This is a genomic window from Chryseobacterium binzhouense, assembly GCF_007474545.1.
GTDB lineage: Bacteria > Bacteroidota > Bacteroidia > Flavobacteriales > Weeksellaceae > Chryseobacterium > Chryseobacterium binzhouense.
Window position 1 is genome coordinate 891,528 of the sequence record NZ_VKOG01000001.1, and the last position, 14,424, is coordinate 905,951.

The window sequence follows — 14,424 nt, forward strand, 5'->3', positions numbered from 1 at the left end:
TATTAGCAGCTGCATTGGTTATTCAGATCGTATTTTATTATTTATTTACTAAATTCTGGGCATGAGTACGATAGACTGGACGGTTCTTATTGTGACACTTGTTGCAGTAGTTGTTTACGGCGTATTCATCGGGCGTGGACAAAAAAGCAACGAATCTTATCTGAAAGCAGATAATAAAATGCCGTGGTACATTGTGCTTATCGGTATTATGGCAACACAGGCAAGTGCCATTACCTTTCTTTCCGCACCGGGACAGGCTTATACAGACGGAATGCGTTTCGTTCAGTATTACTTTGGTCTGCCTTTGGCGATGATTGTGATATGTATTACTTTCATCCCGATTTTTCAGCGGTTGAATGTTTACACGGCTTACGAATATTTAGAAAACCGTTTTGATAAGAAAACAAGGGTTCTTACTTCGCTGCTTTTTCTTTTTTCGAGAGGTTTGTCGACAGGAATCAGTATTTACGCGCCGAGTATCATCTTATCAAGCGTTTTAGACTGGAATATTTACCTGACTAATGTCTTAACAGGCGGAATTTTAATGATTTACACTTATGTTGGCGGAGCAAAAGCCATTGCGCATACCCAAAAACTACAGTTTCTGATTATTCTGGGAACGATGGCTTTTGCAGGATATTTACTTATCGAAAATATGCCGAACGGAATCGGTTTTAAAGATGCACTTTATCTGGCGGGAAAATCCGGAAAGCTGAATGTCATCACCACAGAATTCGACTGGAAAGATAAATACAACATCTGGAGCGGATTGATTGGTGGTTTTTTTCTGGCATTGTCTTACTTCGGGACAGACCAGAGTCAGGTTGGAAGATACATTACTGCGAAAGACAATACCAACGCAAAAATGGGCTTGCTGCTGAACGGTTTGGTTAAAATTCCGATGCAGTTTGCCATTCTTTTAATTGGTGCTTTGCTTTTTGCGTTCTTTTCTCTGAAACCGGCTCCGATTTATTTCAACGAACGTTCTTATCAGTATTTAAAAGAAACAAAACCTGAACAGGCTGTAGTTTTCGAAAAAGAACATCAGGATTTACAGACAAAATTTAATGCAGAATCGCAGGAAATTTTAAAGTTAAAACAAAACAATTCTTCTCAGCTTGAAACAAAAATTCAGGATTTTAAAAATACGCAGTCTCAGGTAAAAGCACTTCACGGAAGGGTAGAGGAAGCCATCAATCAGTCAAACTATAATGCGGAAAAAACCGATACCAATTATATTTTCCTGTATTTCGTAAAAAATACGTTGCCTGCAGGAATGATCGGGTTGTTGTTTGCTGTCATTTTTCTGGCAAGTTGGGGCTCTATTTCGGCGGCGCTTAATTCCCTTGCTGCGTGTTCTTTGAAGGATGTTCATCTGATCTTTAAAAAAGAAATTCCGGATGATACCACTGAATTAAAATACAGTCGGTTACATACTTTAGCATGGGGAATTTTCTCCATTGGAGTAGCTATGTTTGCCACACAGATGGGTTCTCTTATTGAAGCAGTGAATGTATTGGGTTCTCTTTTCTACGGTCCGATATTGGGAATTTTTCTTGTTGCCTTTTACTTTAAAAAGATCAATGGAGCGAATGTATTTATATCTGCCATTTTATCTGAAATTACGGTGATTGCCGTTTATCAGTTCGATATTGTTTCCTTTCTGTGGCTCAATTTGATCGGTGCAGCGGCAGTGATTATATTTTCGGCAATCGGACTATTGTTTTATAAGCCGAAAGCAGTAAATTCGTAAAGGAATAACAACAATTAAATTAACAAACAAAAAAATAGTATGAAAACAATTTTTAAATCTGCTACCGTTCTTGTGGCTGCCATGACGCTTTCTGTAAATGCATTTGCACAGGAGACGAAAAAACCTGCGAGTCCGGCAATGACGGCTACAGGAAAAATTAAAGATGCCAACATCACCATTGCTTACAGCAGTCCGTCTGTGAAAGACCGTAAAATATGGGGAGATTTGGTTGCTTATGATCAGGTTTGGCGTGCGGGAGCGAATGAAGCTACTACTTTTGAAACAGATAAAGACATTACCGTTCAGGGTAAAAAGTTACCTGCAGGGAAATACAGTTTTTTCTTAATTCCTAAAGAAAGAGGAGTATGGACTGCCATTTTCAACAAAGAGCCAAAACAATGGGGTTCTTATAAATACGAACAGGCAAAAGATGCTTTGCGTGTAGACGTAAAAACAAAAGCGCTGCCTGCAAAACAAGAAGCTCTGGTTTACAAAATAAATAAAAATGGATTTACTGTGGATTGGGATAAAGTTTCTGTTCCTGTAGAGATTAAGTAAATTTATATTTGAAAGTTTAAAATCCCGGTTGTCCGGGATTTTTTTTTTGAACTTCAAGCGAAAACGAAGATTTTATTTTCTATTTATTAAAGCTTCATAAATTACATATCTTAAATATTCGGAAGCTTCTATATCTTCATTTGCTAAAACTTGGATATTATTGAAAAGATGTAAGAGATCAAGAATGTTTTTCGTCGTAGTTTTTGTTAATTCATTTAGGATAGATACTCTAAATTTTTTAATATCTTCATTTTTAGCATTATCGATTTTTCTACGAATTAAGAATTTTATTTGTTCCGTGTCCTTGATCTTTTTTATTGTCTTAATATCTTCATAAAGTTCCTTATGTACATTATCTACATTTTCAAAATCAGCAAGACTCTTTAATCCATTTGCTGGTTTTTGATTATGCTTAATTGTTAGAATTTTTGACTTTATATCTCTTGGCTTAATATAAATTTCATTTTTTTTCTTGTTAACATCATAAACAATTGTGCAGACACCTGAAAAACGTAATGCTTCTCTTTTAATTTCATCATTTGAAATCTCAACGATATTTCTTACATTTCCGATTCCTTCAAGTTCTTTTTCGACAGTTGTATCAAAAAACATTCTGATATTTGATTCGTTATATTCGCATAATTTAAGAGCATAAGCAATTCCAGAAGATTTTACTTCCTTATAAAGTGTCAACAGCGCAATAACTACAGCAATTGAATTGTTGTAATCATGGTAATTATCAGTCGAAACGATAGCACGTAAATAGTAATTGTTGTCAGGCTTATAATGTATTAATCTATATTTTTTGTCTTTGATCTTTTGTGCCTTTAACAACTCAAGATTTGTTTCAACAATTTTCTTAAAACCTTTATCTATAAGTTTTTTTGCATATTTATCCATGCTGAACAAGCTTCCAAAAAAATCACGTTGCGCAGAATATTTTGGATATGTTGTAAGTGTTATATTTCCTTCAAATTTTTCTCGATCAGTAATATTATTAAAGTTAATTGTGAAATTGTTATCCGAATAGAAAGAAATGTTTTCAATACTAGAAATTAAATCTTTTTTGATATAACTTTTGTTTTGAACAATTTGAGAATTGACAAGAGTATAAGCTCCTGGAATCGGAATGAATTCATCTTGTTCAAATTGTTTAATTAGCACTTCTTTAATCTGACTTGCTGTTTCATCTGTTGAAATTAATAATTTAAATAGATCTCTAATTAATATCCCTTTATCAGATTTAGGAATATCTAGTTTTAATATAGATCGTTTTTTTGTTTCCATTAGTTGATTTTTTTAAATTTCTAATTTTCAGATAGATAGTAAAGTAAGTTTTGTAATATTCAAATTTACATATGGATATTATTATTTGATTACGGTTTACCGCAAGTAGCAAAAATAAAAATCATTACACGATTGTAAATCAGTATTTTCCCTGAAATTTTTAATAAAACAAAAGCTCAACATTCATCAAACTCCCAAATTTATTTTATAATCAATCTTTCAAACACAATGAAACTATACTACAATCTATACCTATGAAATCCCATCTGAAATTGTATATTTGAAAGAACTTATTGATGATGAATCTTGACGTAAGCGAATTTTTAACAAGATTTCGGAAGAATAAAATTACTTTCAAAACAAACTTTAGTTCTTATGTAACAAAAGTAGCGGTACAGCTTTTCCGATATGTTCAACTTTGCATCATAAAGTTGAGAATATGGAAGTTTTTGGATATATCGCTTCGGTTTTAATAGGCATTTCATTAGGTTTAATCGGTGGAGGTGGAAGTATTCTCACCGTTCCCGTTTTGGTTTATCTTTTCGGATTAGACGCTTTTCTGGCTACAGAATATTCACTTTTTATTGTCGGGATCAGCAGTATGGTTGGTTCCGTTTCCTACTTCAAAAAAGGATTGGTCAATATAAAAACCGCTTTAGTTTTTGGGATTCCTTCTATTATTTCAATATTTCTGACCAGAAATTATATTCTTCCGTTGATTCCCGATGAGGTTTTTACCATCAGAGCTTTTGTGGTAACCAAAGATATTTTTCTTCTTTTGATTTTTGCGGGATTAATGATTCTCGCTTCCTATAAAATGATTCAGAAAAGCACGGAGTTACACATCGAAGCAGTTCATTCTAATAAAAACAGCGCGATTTTGGCAGCAGGAGAAGGTTCGGTTGTAGGAATCTTGACAGGCTTAGTCGGAGCAGGAGGCGGATTTATGATCATTCCCGCTCTTGTTAATCTTCTCAAAACCCCGATGAAAGTTGCTATCGGAACATCGCTTGTCATCATTTCCCTCAATTCCCTTATCGGTTTTTTTACCTCAATGCACAATGTTGCCATAGACTGGAAATTACTTGCAACAGTATCATCTATCGCTATTGTCGGGATCATTATAGGATCACAATTATCCAAAAAGATTGACGGAAAAAAAACTGAAACCGGCTTTTGGATGGTTTATTCTCGTAATGGGAATTTACATCATCGTAAAAGAAGTTTTTCTCTAATTATTTTTTGGGCAGCTATTTCCGTCCTCCGTTCCCGCTTTTTTGTTCCGCTCCGCTGCACAAAAAGAGCTCCACTCAGGCCGGGCTGCAAGAGATTCGTTTTCTGGTAAAGAATAACATAATATCAAACTTCTGTAACAAAAATAGCGGAGCAGCAAATTCTAAAAATATAATTTTGTAATATAATAATCAATAACAATGGTAGAAATCATAAAACAACCCTGGCCGTGGTATGTTGCCGGACCGTTAATCGGGCTTACCGTACCGGCTTTGCTCATTTTGGGCAACAAATCTTTCGGAATCAGTTCATCTCTAAGGCATATTTGTGCAGCCTGCATTCCTGCCAACATCGGCTTTTTCAAATACGACTGGAAAAAAGAACTCTGGAATTTATTTTTTGTCCTCGGCATTTTGCTGGGCGGCATTATCGCATCTCAATTTTTGATGAACCCCGGAGAAATAACGGTCAATACAAATCTGAAAACCGAACTTGCAACTTACGGCATTACCGATTACAGCAATCTCGTTCCTGTTCAGCTGATGAATTTTGCGAGTCTTTTAACGCTTAAAGGTTTCATTACAATGGTTGTCGGCGGATTTTTGGTAGGTTTTGGAACCCGTTATGCAGGTGGTTGTACCAGCGGACACGCCATTATGGGATTGGCAAATCTGCAGTTACCATCGCTTATTGCGACAATATGCTTTATGGCAGGCGGTTTTTTAATGGCGAATGTTATTTTGCCGATAATTCTTTCACTTTAATTTTAAAAAAAATGGCAACAGAAAAAGATATACGTCATCAGGACAGCGTTTGTACCAACGAAAGTCATCTGACGCACCAATGGTATTACAATCTGAAATACCTTGTAGTGGGTATTCTATTCGGGATTGTATTTGTAAAAGCAGAGATCATCAGTTGGTTCAGGATTCAGGAAATGTTTCGTCTGCAATCGTTTTTTATGTATGGTGTGATAGGAAGTGCAGTATTAACAGCGATGATTTCGGTTTTCATCATTAAAAAGTTCAATATTAAAACAATTTATGGAGAGAAGATCTCTATCGCATCGAAAAAATTCAATAAAGGTCAAATCTATGGAGGGCTGATTTTTGGATTTGGCTGGGCAATGACAGGTGCTTGTCCGGGACCGCTTTTCGCACAGATCGGAACAGGTGCTTTGGCAGTTGTGGTTACTTTGCTTAGTGCTATTTTCGGAACTTGGGTCTATGGATATTTGAGGGATAAATTGCCCCATTGATTCTGCACTTATGTAACAAAAGTAGCGGTATAGCATTGTGCAAAACCCGAAATTTGTACTATAAAATTAAAAAAGTATAACCCTAAAAGATTACATTATGTTTTTTCAGCATATTTATGATAAAAGCCTTGCGCAGGCAAGTTATTTAATCGGATGTCAGGCAAAAGGCGAAGCCATTGTTATTGATGCCAAAAGAGATATTGACACCTATCTTCAGATTGCCAAAGAAAATAATCTGACAATCACACACATTTCCGAAACCCACATTCACGCCGATTTTTTGTCGGGTTCCAGAGAACTTGCAGAAGTAACGGGAGCTAAAATGTATCTTTCGGATGAAGGTGGGGAAGATTGGCAATATCAGTTTCCGCATATCGGATTAACCAATGGAGACACTATCAAAGTCGGAAATTTAACTTTAAAAGTCATTCACACGCCGGGACATACGCCGGAAAGCATCAGCTTTTTATTGACCGATCATCCTGCAACGGACGAACCGGTAATGATTTTCACGGGAGATTTTGTTTTCGTCGGCGATATTGGAAGACCAGATCTATTGGAAAAAGCAGCAGGAATTACCGGAACTCAGGAAAAAGGAGCGAAAGAAATGTTTCATTCTGTTCAGAATTTTAGCAAGTTGCCGGAATTTATTCAGGTGTGGCCAGGACACGGTGCAGGTTCGGCTTGCGGAAAAGCTTTAGGCGCAGTTCCGAGTTCTACTGTGGGATATGAAAAAATCAGAAACTGGGCTTTTCAGTATGAAGAAGACGAGGATGGTTTTGTAGAATACCTGTTGGAAGGACAGCCGGAACCTCCGAAATACTTCGCAATGATGAAGAAACTCAACAAAGTGGATAGACCTTTATTGACAGAAGTTCCAAAACATCCAAAACTTTCCAAAGAAGAATTTTTGAAAGCTTATCAAAACGGTGTTAAAATTATAGACACGAGAAATAAAGCAGATTTTGCCGATGGTTTTATACCAAACAGCATTAATATTCAGGGTAATAATTCGTTTTCTACCTGGATGGGATGGATGGTCAATTATTCTGAGTCGTTTATTTTAGTTGCGCACGAAGAACAAATGGAAGATCTTACCCGAAAACTAATGAGAATCGGGATGGATCAGATGATGGGCTATATTGATGATGTGGAAAGTTTGGAATTTGAGTTACAGACTGCTGATATTATTGATATTGAAGATTTCAAATCATATCTGAACAGAGATGATATTCAGGTGGTTGATGTAAGAAATAAAACCGAATATGACGCAGGACGTATTGAAAATGCTGAGAATGTCTTTGTGGGAACTTTAGTGGATAATCTGGATAAAATTTCCCGTGAAAAGCCAATCGTAATTCATTGCCAAAGTGGCGACAGAGCGGCGATTGCCTATTCTCTACTGAAGAAAAACGGTTTTGAGTACGTGAAAAATTTCTCCGGCGGAATGAAAGAATGGATGGAAAAAGCGAACCCTATAAAAAATTAAGATGGATATTTTATCAATGTTATTCGGAAAAAAAGACAATGCAGCACTGGACAAAGCGTTGGAAGAAGGCGCTTTTTTGGTAGATGTAAGAACGACCGGAGAATTTGCTTCGGGAAGTGCAGAAGGAGCTGTTAATATTCCTTTGGATGTTCTGAAAGATCAGATTTCCAAGTTCAGGAACAAGAAAAATATCATCGTTTTCTGCAGAAGCGGAAATCGCAGCGCAATGGCAAAAGGCACATTGGAACGAAACGGATTCACAAATGTTCTCAACGGTGGCAGTGTACAGAATATGATCAAACTTTTGGAACAATAATGAAAGATTTTTGGGATGAAAGATACCGCCAGTCGGATTTTGTGTACGGAGATCAGCCTAATGTCTATTTTGAGGAAAAATTGGCTGAACTCACTCCCGGAAAAGCTCTTTTTTCTGCTGAAGGAGAGGGCAGGAATGCTGTATACGCCGCAACTCAGGGTTTTGAAGTCGAAGCTTTTGACCAAAGTGAAGAAGGCAAAAAGAAAGCGATGAAACTTGCTGAAAAGAAATCTATGAAAATAAATTATACAACGGTTTCGGCAGATACAATAAGTTATGAAAAAGAAAGTTTTGACCTTTTAGTAATGGTATTTGCCCATTTTCCTGAAACATTTAGACGGGATTTGCACAGACGGTTTTCATCGCTCGTGAAGAAAGGCGGTAAAATTATTCTGGAAGGTTTCAGTAAAGAGCATTCTAAATTTCAAGACGAAAATCTAAATGCAGGCGGACCAAAAAATTTGGAAATGCTTTATGATCTGGAGGAATTGAAAGCTGATTTTTTAGATTTCGATTTTCAGGAAGCATATATTTCCGAAACCGTACTGAATGAAGGTGCTTATCATCAGGGAAAAGCTTCGGTTGTACGCTTATTTGGTACAAAAAAATAAAGAAAAGTATGGATAATTTATTTAAAAACTGGAACTTTGTAAGACTGCTTCGTTTGGCAATGGGAGTTTTCCTTGTAGTAGAAGCCGTACAATCTGGAATGTGGATTTTAGTAGCTGTCGGAACAGTTTTTGTGGTAATGCCATTATTGAATATCGGCTGTTGTGCTGCGGTAAATTGTTCGGTATCAACTCGTGATCCAAAAAACAGCAGTGATGAAGTACATTATGAGGAAATTAAATAAAAATTGAGAAAAATGAATAAATTTCAGGAACTAATCAGTCAGGAGAAACCCGTATTGGTAGATTTCTTTGCAGAATGGTGCGGTCCGTGCAAAATGCAGGCTCCCATTCTTCAGGATCTCAAAAAAAATATAGGAGATGCAGCAAGTATCGTTAAAATTGACATTGATAAAAATCAGGCAATTGCTGTACAGTTTGGAATCAGAAGTGTTCCGACTCTGATGATTTTTAAAAAAGGTGAAGTGAAATGGAAACAATCTGGTGTTTTTCAGGCAGATGAACTGGAAAGATTAATTAAACAAAACATCTAAATGTATAAAAACCTAATCGTTTTATTTTTTGTCATCCTATTGACAGGTTGTGGAAAAGCTCAGAATAATGGCGAAAGCAATCTTTCTGCTACAGAATTTTCTAAAAAATTAAACCAGACCAAAGATGCACAGTTGGTAGATGTGAGAACACCGGGAGAATTCTGGAACGGACATTTGAAAAACGCAATGAACATCGACTGGAATGCCGATGATTTCGCTGAAAAAGCAAAAGCTTTAGACAAAGAGAAACCTGTTTTTCTGTACTGTATGAGCGGACCTAGAAGTACGGCTGCAGCGGCAAAACTTCAGGAGATGGGTTTTAAAAATGTGTATGAAATGCAGGGCGGAATGATGAAATGGAGAAATGCAAATCTTCCGGAAATCAAGGCTTCTACTTCCGCAGGAATGAGCCTTTCTCAATACCATGAATTGCTGAAAAGCGATACGCCGGTTTTGGTAGATTTCTATGCAGAATGGTGTGCTCCGTGCAAAAAAATGGAGCCGTATCTTACGAAAATGTCCACCGAAATGCCTGATAAGGTGAAAATTATCAGAATTAATGCTGATGAAAATACAGAACTTTGCAAAACATTAAATGTTTCTGCACTTCCTGTTTTAAAACTTTATAAAAATGATCAGTTAGTCTGGGATAACCTGGGTTTTGCCGGCGAAGAGCAGGTAAAAGCGCAATTGCTACAGATAAAAAATTGATAATTTGGAAAAATTTAAAATATGGTTTCGGAAAAACTGGAGTACAACGATTCTGGTTCTAGTATTTATCGTATTGCTGGTAAGTCCGGATGCAAAAGCCTGGCTGATGAGACAGATTATTTCAACTGGTCTTCTGAATTCAAAGATTGAAAAAAAGAAAGCAGAACCAAGTTCTGAGTCGAGTTCTTTAGCCATCACTGAAAATTTCAGCATCAGAAACGAAAAAGGAGAAGTTATCAATACTTCTGAACTCAAAGGAAAAGTGGCTTTCATTAATTTTTGGGCATCGTGGTGTCCGCCTTGCCGGGCGGAATTTCCATCAATTCAGAAGTTTTACAATCAATATAAATCAAATAAAGATTTGGTTTTTCTAACGGTAAATTTGGATGAAAAGCCTGCTGTAGGTAAAATGTATCTCGAAAAAGAACAGTTTACAGTGCCATTTTTAGTTCCGGAAGGTTCTATTCCGTCTTCATTTTTTAATGGCTCACTTCCTACGACGGTAGTTTTGGATAAATCGGGAAAAATCAGGATGCATCACGCAGGAATGGCAGATTACAGCAAAGATTCTTTCTATAAAGAGATTGATCAACTTTTAAATGAACATCTTTGACAATATGATAAAAGTAATGATTTTGTCTGTTTTCCTGATCGCCTTCACAAGTTTTTCCCCAAGATAAAACCGTTTGTGAATCTGTAATTCGCAAGGGTTCATATTTAAATTTATTTATAAGTCAATATTAACTATTTTTGTGTCAGAGATTTTTTAATTAAATACATTACTATAAAACATGCAGCCCTCCATACTTGCTTCAGAATTCACTTCTTCACCTGAATTGCTTGAAAAACTCTATAAGTATGGAGTAACAAAAACCTATCAGGAAGGAGATGTAATTTTAGATGAAAATTCATCTATCCGTTCCATTCCTATTGTGATGAAAGGGATGATGAAAGTCATTCGTACGGAAGAAGACGGACGCGAAATTCTCTTGTATTACATCAAAGCAGGGGAAAGCTGCATCATGTCTTTTCTTGGTGGTATGCACAATGAAAAAAGCATCGTAAAAGCCGAAGTAGAAGAAGATACGGAAATTCTTTTTCTGCCTGTTGATAAAGTTTCGCTCTTTATCAAAGAATATCCGGAATGGCTGGATTATATTTTCAGACTCTATCATAAAAGGTTTGAAGAACTGTTGGATATTATCAACGCTATTGCATTCAAAAAAGTAGATGAAAGATTATTGAATCTTCTTCATAAAAAATCTGAGAATCTTAATTCAAAAACCATTAATGTCACCCACGAACAACTTGCCAACGAACTCGGTACGGCAAGAGTTGTTGTTTCAAGACTCCTCAAACAGCTTGAGGATTCAGGGAAACTTATGCTCGGACGAAATAAAATCACGCTTTCAGGTAATCCTTAGACTTTCTGTAACAAATTAGCAATATATCTTTCCGAAATTCAATTTCGGGTACATCGCCTCGGCTTCAATAGAAATTTTATTTGGCTTAATTTGCGGTAGCGGAAATATTATTAGCTTTCCTATTTTTTGTTTATATTTTTTGTTAGACGTGTTTTAGCGACATCACTTTTAGATAGGCTTAGTACGACTTATGATTATTCCTGTTATTGTCTATTCTAAAAAATCCAGTCTGTGTTCCCGTTTTTTCCGTTTTACTTTATAAATAGAGAACTATTCATGCAGGATTGCGAAAGATTCAGTATTAAAAAGCATCAATATTGCCCAGCATAATGAAAATTAATTAATAGTTCTTTTATAAAGATTATCTGCTTTATGAACTTAAAACAACGAAAGTCAAAAACTCTGGCAAATTTTAAAAAATAGAAGTCTTTTATGTAACAAAAGTAGCGGTATATAAAATCTCAAACTCAGAAATTTGTATCAGAAAAATAATTAAAATTTAAAATCATAAAAAATGAAAATAGAACAGATTTATACAGGATGTCTTGCACAAGGTGCATATTATATCGTTTCAAATGGTGAAGCAGCAATTATAGATCCATTAAGAGAAACGCAGCCTTATATTGAAAGATTGAAAAAAGATGATGTTACTCTTAAATATATTTTTGAAACACATTTTCATGCAGATTTTGTAAGCGGACATTTGGATTTAAGCAGAAAAACAACAGCACCTATCGTTTATGGACCGACTGCAAAACCAGAATTTGAAGCCATTGTTGCAGAGGATAATCAGGTTTTTGAGATCGGAAATATCACCATAAAAGTTCTTCATACACCTGGTCATACAATGGAAAGTTCATCATTTCTTCTTATTGACGAATATGGCAAAGAGAAAGCATTATTTAGTGGAGATACTTTATTTTTAGGAGATGTAGGCCGTCCCGATTTGGCTCAGAAAGCAGCCAACATGACACAGGAAGAACTGGCTGGTTTACTATACGATAGTTTGTATCAGAAAATTTTGCCACTTGATGATAATATTACCGTTTATCCGGCTCACGGAGCAGGTTCAGCATGCGGGAAAAATATGCAGAAAGAAACGGTAGATTCATTAGGAAATCAAAAGAAAACCAATTATGCGCTCAATCAGAAAGATAAGCAAAGTTTCATCAAAGCGGTTACAGACGGACTTCTTCCGCCACCTGCTTACTTCGGGATGAACGTGGCAATGAATAAAAAAGGCTATGACAATTTTGATGAGGTATTATCCAAAGGTTTGCAAGCACTTTCTCCAGATGAATTTGAAGAAACGGCAGCACATTCCGGAGCTTTGGTGTTAGACGTGAGAAATGATGAAGATTTTGCGAGGGGATTTGTTCCGCAATCCGTTAATATCGGTCTGAACGGAGATTTTGCACCTTGGGTCGGCGCTTTGATTGTGGATGTGAAACAGCCAATTCTTCTCATAACCAATAAAAATGAAGAAGAGGAAACTGTGACCCGATTAAGTCGTGTAGGATTCGATAATGTTCTTGGATTTTTAAAAGGCGGATTTGGAGCGTGGAAAAATAGCGGAAAAGAAACCGATTTCGTAAAAAGAATTTCAGCACAACAATTGGAGGATGAAATTAAAGAAAAAGAAGTCAACATCATTGATGTGAGAAAAGAAAGTGAGTATAATGCAGAACACTTAGATGGAGCATACAACAAACCTTTAGCTTATATCAATAATTGGATACATCATATCAATCCGGAAGAACATTTTTATCTGCATTGTGCAGGAGGTTACAGAAGCATGATGGCAGCAAGTATTCTACAAGCAAGAGGTTACAGAAATTTTACAGAAATAGAAGGCGGATTTAACGAAATTTCCAAAACAGAACTTCCGAAAAGTGATTTTGTTTGTCAAAGTAAAGTTTTAAAATAAATTAAATCGCAAAAGATACAGAAGATTTATCTTCATTAAAGTAAATCATAAGCCGAAAGAAATGGGAATATTTAAAAATTTTCATTTTGTATTTCATATTTTTTATTTAAAAATCAATAGTTTGTCTTCTGTTTCTTTTGCGATTTAAATTCAATTTACAGGTACAATAATATCTTAAAATTAATAATGATTTAATACATCATCAATGTTAGAGAAAAACATCGAAAAAACCATTTTCATAGTGTTTAAAGGACTTTTGATAGAAGTATTACTTTTTTAATATCATAGAATAATTTTTCGCAAATTTGCAGATATTTATTCCAGATATATGGGCAGAAATTTATCAATAGATGTACTTAAAATTATTCTTGCTTTTTTTGTTGTCTTTCTGCACATGAATTTCCTTAAAGAGAGCAATCCGGCCTTGAGCTATGTTTTGGTTAACGGACTTTTCAGGGTGGCTGTTCCTGTTTTTTTAATTATTACAGGGTTTTATTTTTTTCACATTGATGATACAAAAAAGCTTAAAAAATGGCTTTTCAGGACATTTGTTCTGTACATTATCTGGATGGCGGTGTATTATTCTTTCTGGAAAAGCAGTGAGAATGTTCTTCTTACTATTATTTTCGGATATCATCATTTGTGGTATCTCATAGGAACTTTTTTTTCAGGAATTATACTTTATCTTTTGAGAAAAAGCCCTTCTGCTTTTTTATTGAGTATTGCTCTGGGCTTGTTTATCACAGGTTATATCATTCAGGTTTTGGGTAATCTTCATTACTTCGATAAGGAAAATGATTCTTTACTTAATAATTATTTAATATACCGTAATTTTCTGTTTGTCTGTTTACCATTTTTAAGTATTGGTTTTTTAATTCATAAAGAAAAAATAAACCTTTCACAAGTCAAAAGTTCCACACTCGTGGTAGTTCTTTCCTGTGTTTTGGTGATTGCTGAAGCGTATTTTAACTATAATAACATCAGTAAAGAAAGCACCGATATTCTGCTGTCGCTTTTTTTAATAAGTCCCGTTCTGTTTTTGTACGGACAGGAAAAATATATCAAAAGCAGTTCAAAAATTTTAGCAACATTATCTACAGCTATTTATTTTGTACATCCTTTTCTGATGAAATCTGAATGGTTCTCCAAAATAGAATCTTACAGGGTTTTAATTTTTATTGTGGTTCTTATTCCGGTAAGTTTAGGATTGGTCTTAATCAATAAAAGAATCAAATATTTATTATGATTAAATAACCGAAGCCTGCTTAACAAGAGATTACATATTAATAAAAAAGAAAACGATTAT

General features: G+C 35.3%; 15 protein-coding genes and 1 pseudogene. 15 read left to right on the plus strand and 1 reads right to left on the minus strand.

The window, feature by feature from the left end:
- The first annotated feature begins 61 nt into the window (after positions 1-61).
- Together FNE73_RS04070 and FNE73_RS04075 are read left to right on the plus strand one after the other, a co-directional pair.
- Complete coding sequence (locus FNE73_RS04070) at positions 62-1,753, plus strand: sodium:solute symporter family transporter (RefSeq protein ID WP_143883487.1); 1,692 nt, start codon at positions 62-64, stop codon at positions 1,751-1,753.
- A 39-nt stretch (positions 1,754-1,792) separates the two neighbouring features.
- Positions 1,793-2,311 (plus strand): DUF2911 domain-containing protein, encoded by a 519-nt coding sequence (locus FNE73_RS04075; RefSeq protein WP_143883488.1) that lies wholly within the window; start codon positions 1,793-1,795, stop codon positions 2,309-2,311.
- Positions 2,312-2,383: 72 nt separating this feature from the next.
- On the opposite strand, the gene FNE73_RS04080 is transcribed toward FNE73_RS04075, so the two are convergent.
- On the minus strand, positions 2,384-3,598 hold the full coding sequence (locus FNE73_RS04080) for a hypothetical protein (RefSeq protein WP_143883489.1): 1,215 nt from the start codon (positions 3,596-3,598) through the stop codon (positions 2,384-2,386).
- Positions 3,599-4,037: 439 nt separating this feature from the next.
- Here FNE73_RS04080 and FNE73_RS04085 point away from each other — a divergent pair.
- From FNE73_RS04085 to FNE73_RS04145, 13 genes and pseudogenes are all read left to right on the plus strand, one after another.
- Positions 4,038-4,833, plus strand: a pseudogene (locus FNE73_RS04085) (sulfite exporter TauE/SafE family protein).
- Between the two features lie 198 nt (positions 4,834-5,031).
- The gene (locus FNE73_RS04090; RefSeq protein ID WP_143883490.1) at positions 5,032-5,595 is read left to right on the plus strand and encodes a YeeE/YedE family protein; all 564 of its coding nucleotides are present in this window, start codon (positions 5,032-5,034) and stop codon (positions 5,593-5,595) included.
- Positions 5,596-5,606: 11 nt separating this feature from the next.
- Complete coding sequence (locus FNE73_RS04095; protein WP_143883491.1) at positions 5,607-6,089, plus strand: DUF6691 family protein; 483 nt, start codon at positions 5,607-5,609, stop codon at positions 6,087-6,089.
- A 97-nt stretch (positions 6,090-6,186) separates the two neighbouring features.
- Positions 6,187-7,578 carry an MBL fold metallo-hydrolase gene (locus FNE73_RS04100; protein ID WP_143883492.1) on the plus strand — a complete coding sequence of 464 codons (1,392 nt, stop codon included), beginning with the start codon at positions 6,187-6,189 and terminating at the stop codon, positions 7,576-7,578.
- Between the two features lies 1 nt (position 7,579).
- Positions 7,580-7,894, plus strand: a complete 315-nt coding sequence (locus FNE73_RS04105) for a rhodanese-like domain-containing protein (protein WP_143883493.1) — start codon at positions 7,580-7,582, stop codon at positions 7,892-7,894.
- Positions 7,894-8,505: a class I SAM-dependent methyltransferase gene (locus tag FNE73_RS04110; RefSeq protein ID WP_143883494.1), complete on the plus strand. Its 612-nt coding sequence runs from the start codon at positions 7,894-7,896 to the stop codon at positions 8,503-8,505. The genes FNE73_RS04105 and FNE73_RS04110 overlap by 1 nt, the downstream gene beginning before the upstream one ends.
- A gap of 8 nt (positions 8,506-8,513) precedes the next feature.
- Positions 8,514-8,747 (plus strand): hypothetical protein, encoded by a 234-nt coding sequence (locus FNE73_RS04115; RefSeq protein ID WP_143883495.1) that lies wholly within the window; start codon positions 8,514-8,516, stop codon positions 8,745-8,747.
- 12 nt (positions 8,748-8,759) lie between these two features.
- Positions 8,760-9,056, plus strand: a complete 297-nt coding sequence (trxA, locus tag FNE73_RS04120) for a thioredoxin (protein WP_143883496.1) — start codon at positions 8,760-8,762, stop codon at positions 9,054-9,056.
- Entirely contained in the window at positions 9,057-9,767 is a 711-nt protein-coding gene (locus FNE73_RS04125; RefSeq protein ID WP_143883497.1) for a thioredoxin domain-containing protein, read from the plus strand.
- A gap of 4 nt (positions 9,768-9,771) precedes the next feature.
- On the plus strand, positions 9,772-10,380 hold the full coding sequence (locus tag FNE73_RS04130) for a TlpA family protein disulfide reductase (protein WP_143883498.1): 609 nt from the start codon (positions 9,772-9,774) through the stop codon (positions 10,378-10,380).
- A gap of 178 nt (positions 10,381-10,558) precedes the next feature.
- The gene (locus FNE73_RS04135; protein WP_143883499.1) at positions 10,559-11,191 is read left to right on the plus strand and encodes a Crp/Fnr family transcriptional regulator; all 633 of its coding nucleotides are present in this window, start codon (positions 10,559-10,561) and stop codon (positions 11,189-11,191) included.
- A gap of 514 nt (positions 11,192-11,705) precedes the next feature.
- Entirely contained in the window at positions 11,706-13,118 is a 1,413-nt protein-coding gene (locus FNE73_RS04140; protein ID WP_143883500.1) for an MBL fold metallo-hydrolase, read from the plus strand.
- Positions 13,119-13,446: 328 nt separating this feature from the next.
- Positions 13,447-14,364 carry an acyltransferase family protein gene (locus tag FNE73_RS04145; RefSeq protein WP_143883501.1) on the plus strand — a complete coding sequence of 306 codons (918 nt, stop codon included), beginning with the start codon at positions 13,447-13,449 and terminating at the stop codon, positions 14,362-14,364.
- The last annotated feature ends 60 nt before the right edge of the window (positions 14,365-14,424 follow it).

What these genes read in the sequence shown, in the direction of transcription:
- FNE73_RS04070 (WP_143883487.1), top strand. Translation starts at nt 62, where the DNA reads ATGAGTACGATAGACTGGACGGTTCTTATTGTGACACTTGTTGCAGTA.
- FNE73_RS04075 (WP_143883488.1), top strand. Translation starts at nt 1,793, where the DNA reads ATGAAAACAATTTTTAAATCTGCTACCGTTCTTGTGGCTGCCATGACG.
- FNE73_RS04080 (WP_143883489.1), bottom strand. Translation starts at nt 3,598, where the DNA reads ATGGAAACAAAAAAACGATCTATATTAAAACTAGATATTCCTAAATCT.
- FNE73_RS04090 (WP_143883490.1), top strand. Translation starts at nt 5,032, where the DNA reads ATGGTAGAAATCATAAAACAACCCTGGCCGTGGTATGTTGCCGGACCG.
- FNE73_RS04095 (WP_143883491.1), top strand. Translation starts at nt 5,607, where the DNA reads ATGGCAACAGAAAAAGATATACGTCATCAGGACAGCGTTTGTACCAAC.
- FNE73_RS04100 (WP_143883492.1), top strand. Translation starts at nt 6,187, where the DNA reads ATGTTTTTTCAGCATATTTATGATAAAAGCCTTGCGCAGGCAAGTTAT.
- FNE73_RS04105 (WP_143883493.1), top strand. Translation starts at nt 7,580, where the DNA reads ATGGATATTTTATCAATGTTATTCGGAAAAAAAGACAATGCAGCACTG.
- FNE73_RS04110 (WP_143883494.1), top strand. Translation starts at nt 7,894, where the DNA reads ATGAAAGATTTTTGGGATGAAAGATACCGCCAGTCGGATTTTGTGTAC.
- FNE73_RS04115 (WP_143883495.1), top strand. Translation starts at nt 8,514, where the DNA reads ATGGATAATTTATTTAAAAACTGGAACTTTGTAAGACTGCTTCGTTTG.
- trxA (WP_143883496.1), top strand. Translation starts at nt 8,760, where the DNA reads ATGAATAAATTTCAGGAACTAATCAGTCAGGAGAAACCCGTATTGGTA.
- FNE73_RS04125 (WP_143883497.1), top strand. Translation starts at nt 9,057, where the DNA reads ATGTATAAAAACCTAATCGTTTTATTTTTTGTCATCCTATTGACAGGT.
- FNE73_RS04135 (WP_143883499.1), top strand. Translation starts at nt 10,559, where the DNA reads ATGCAGCCCTCCATACTTGCTTCAGAATTCACTTCTTCACCTGAATTG.
- FNE73_RS04140 (WP_143883500.1), top strand. Translation starts at nt 11,706, where the DNA reads ATGAAAATAGAACAGATTTATACAGGATGTCTTGCACAAGGTGCATAT.
- FNE73_RS04145 (WP_143883501.1), top strand. Translation starts at nt 13,447, where the DNA reads ATGGGCAGAAATTTATCAATAGATGTACTTAAAATTATTCTTGCTTTT.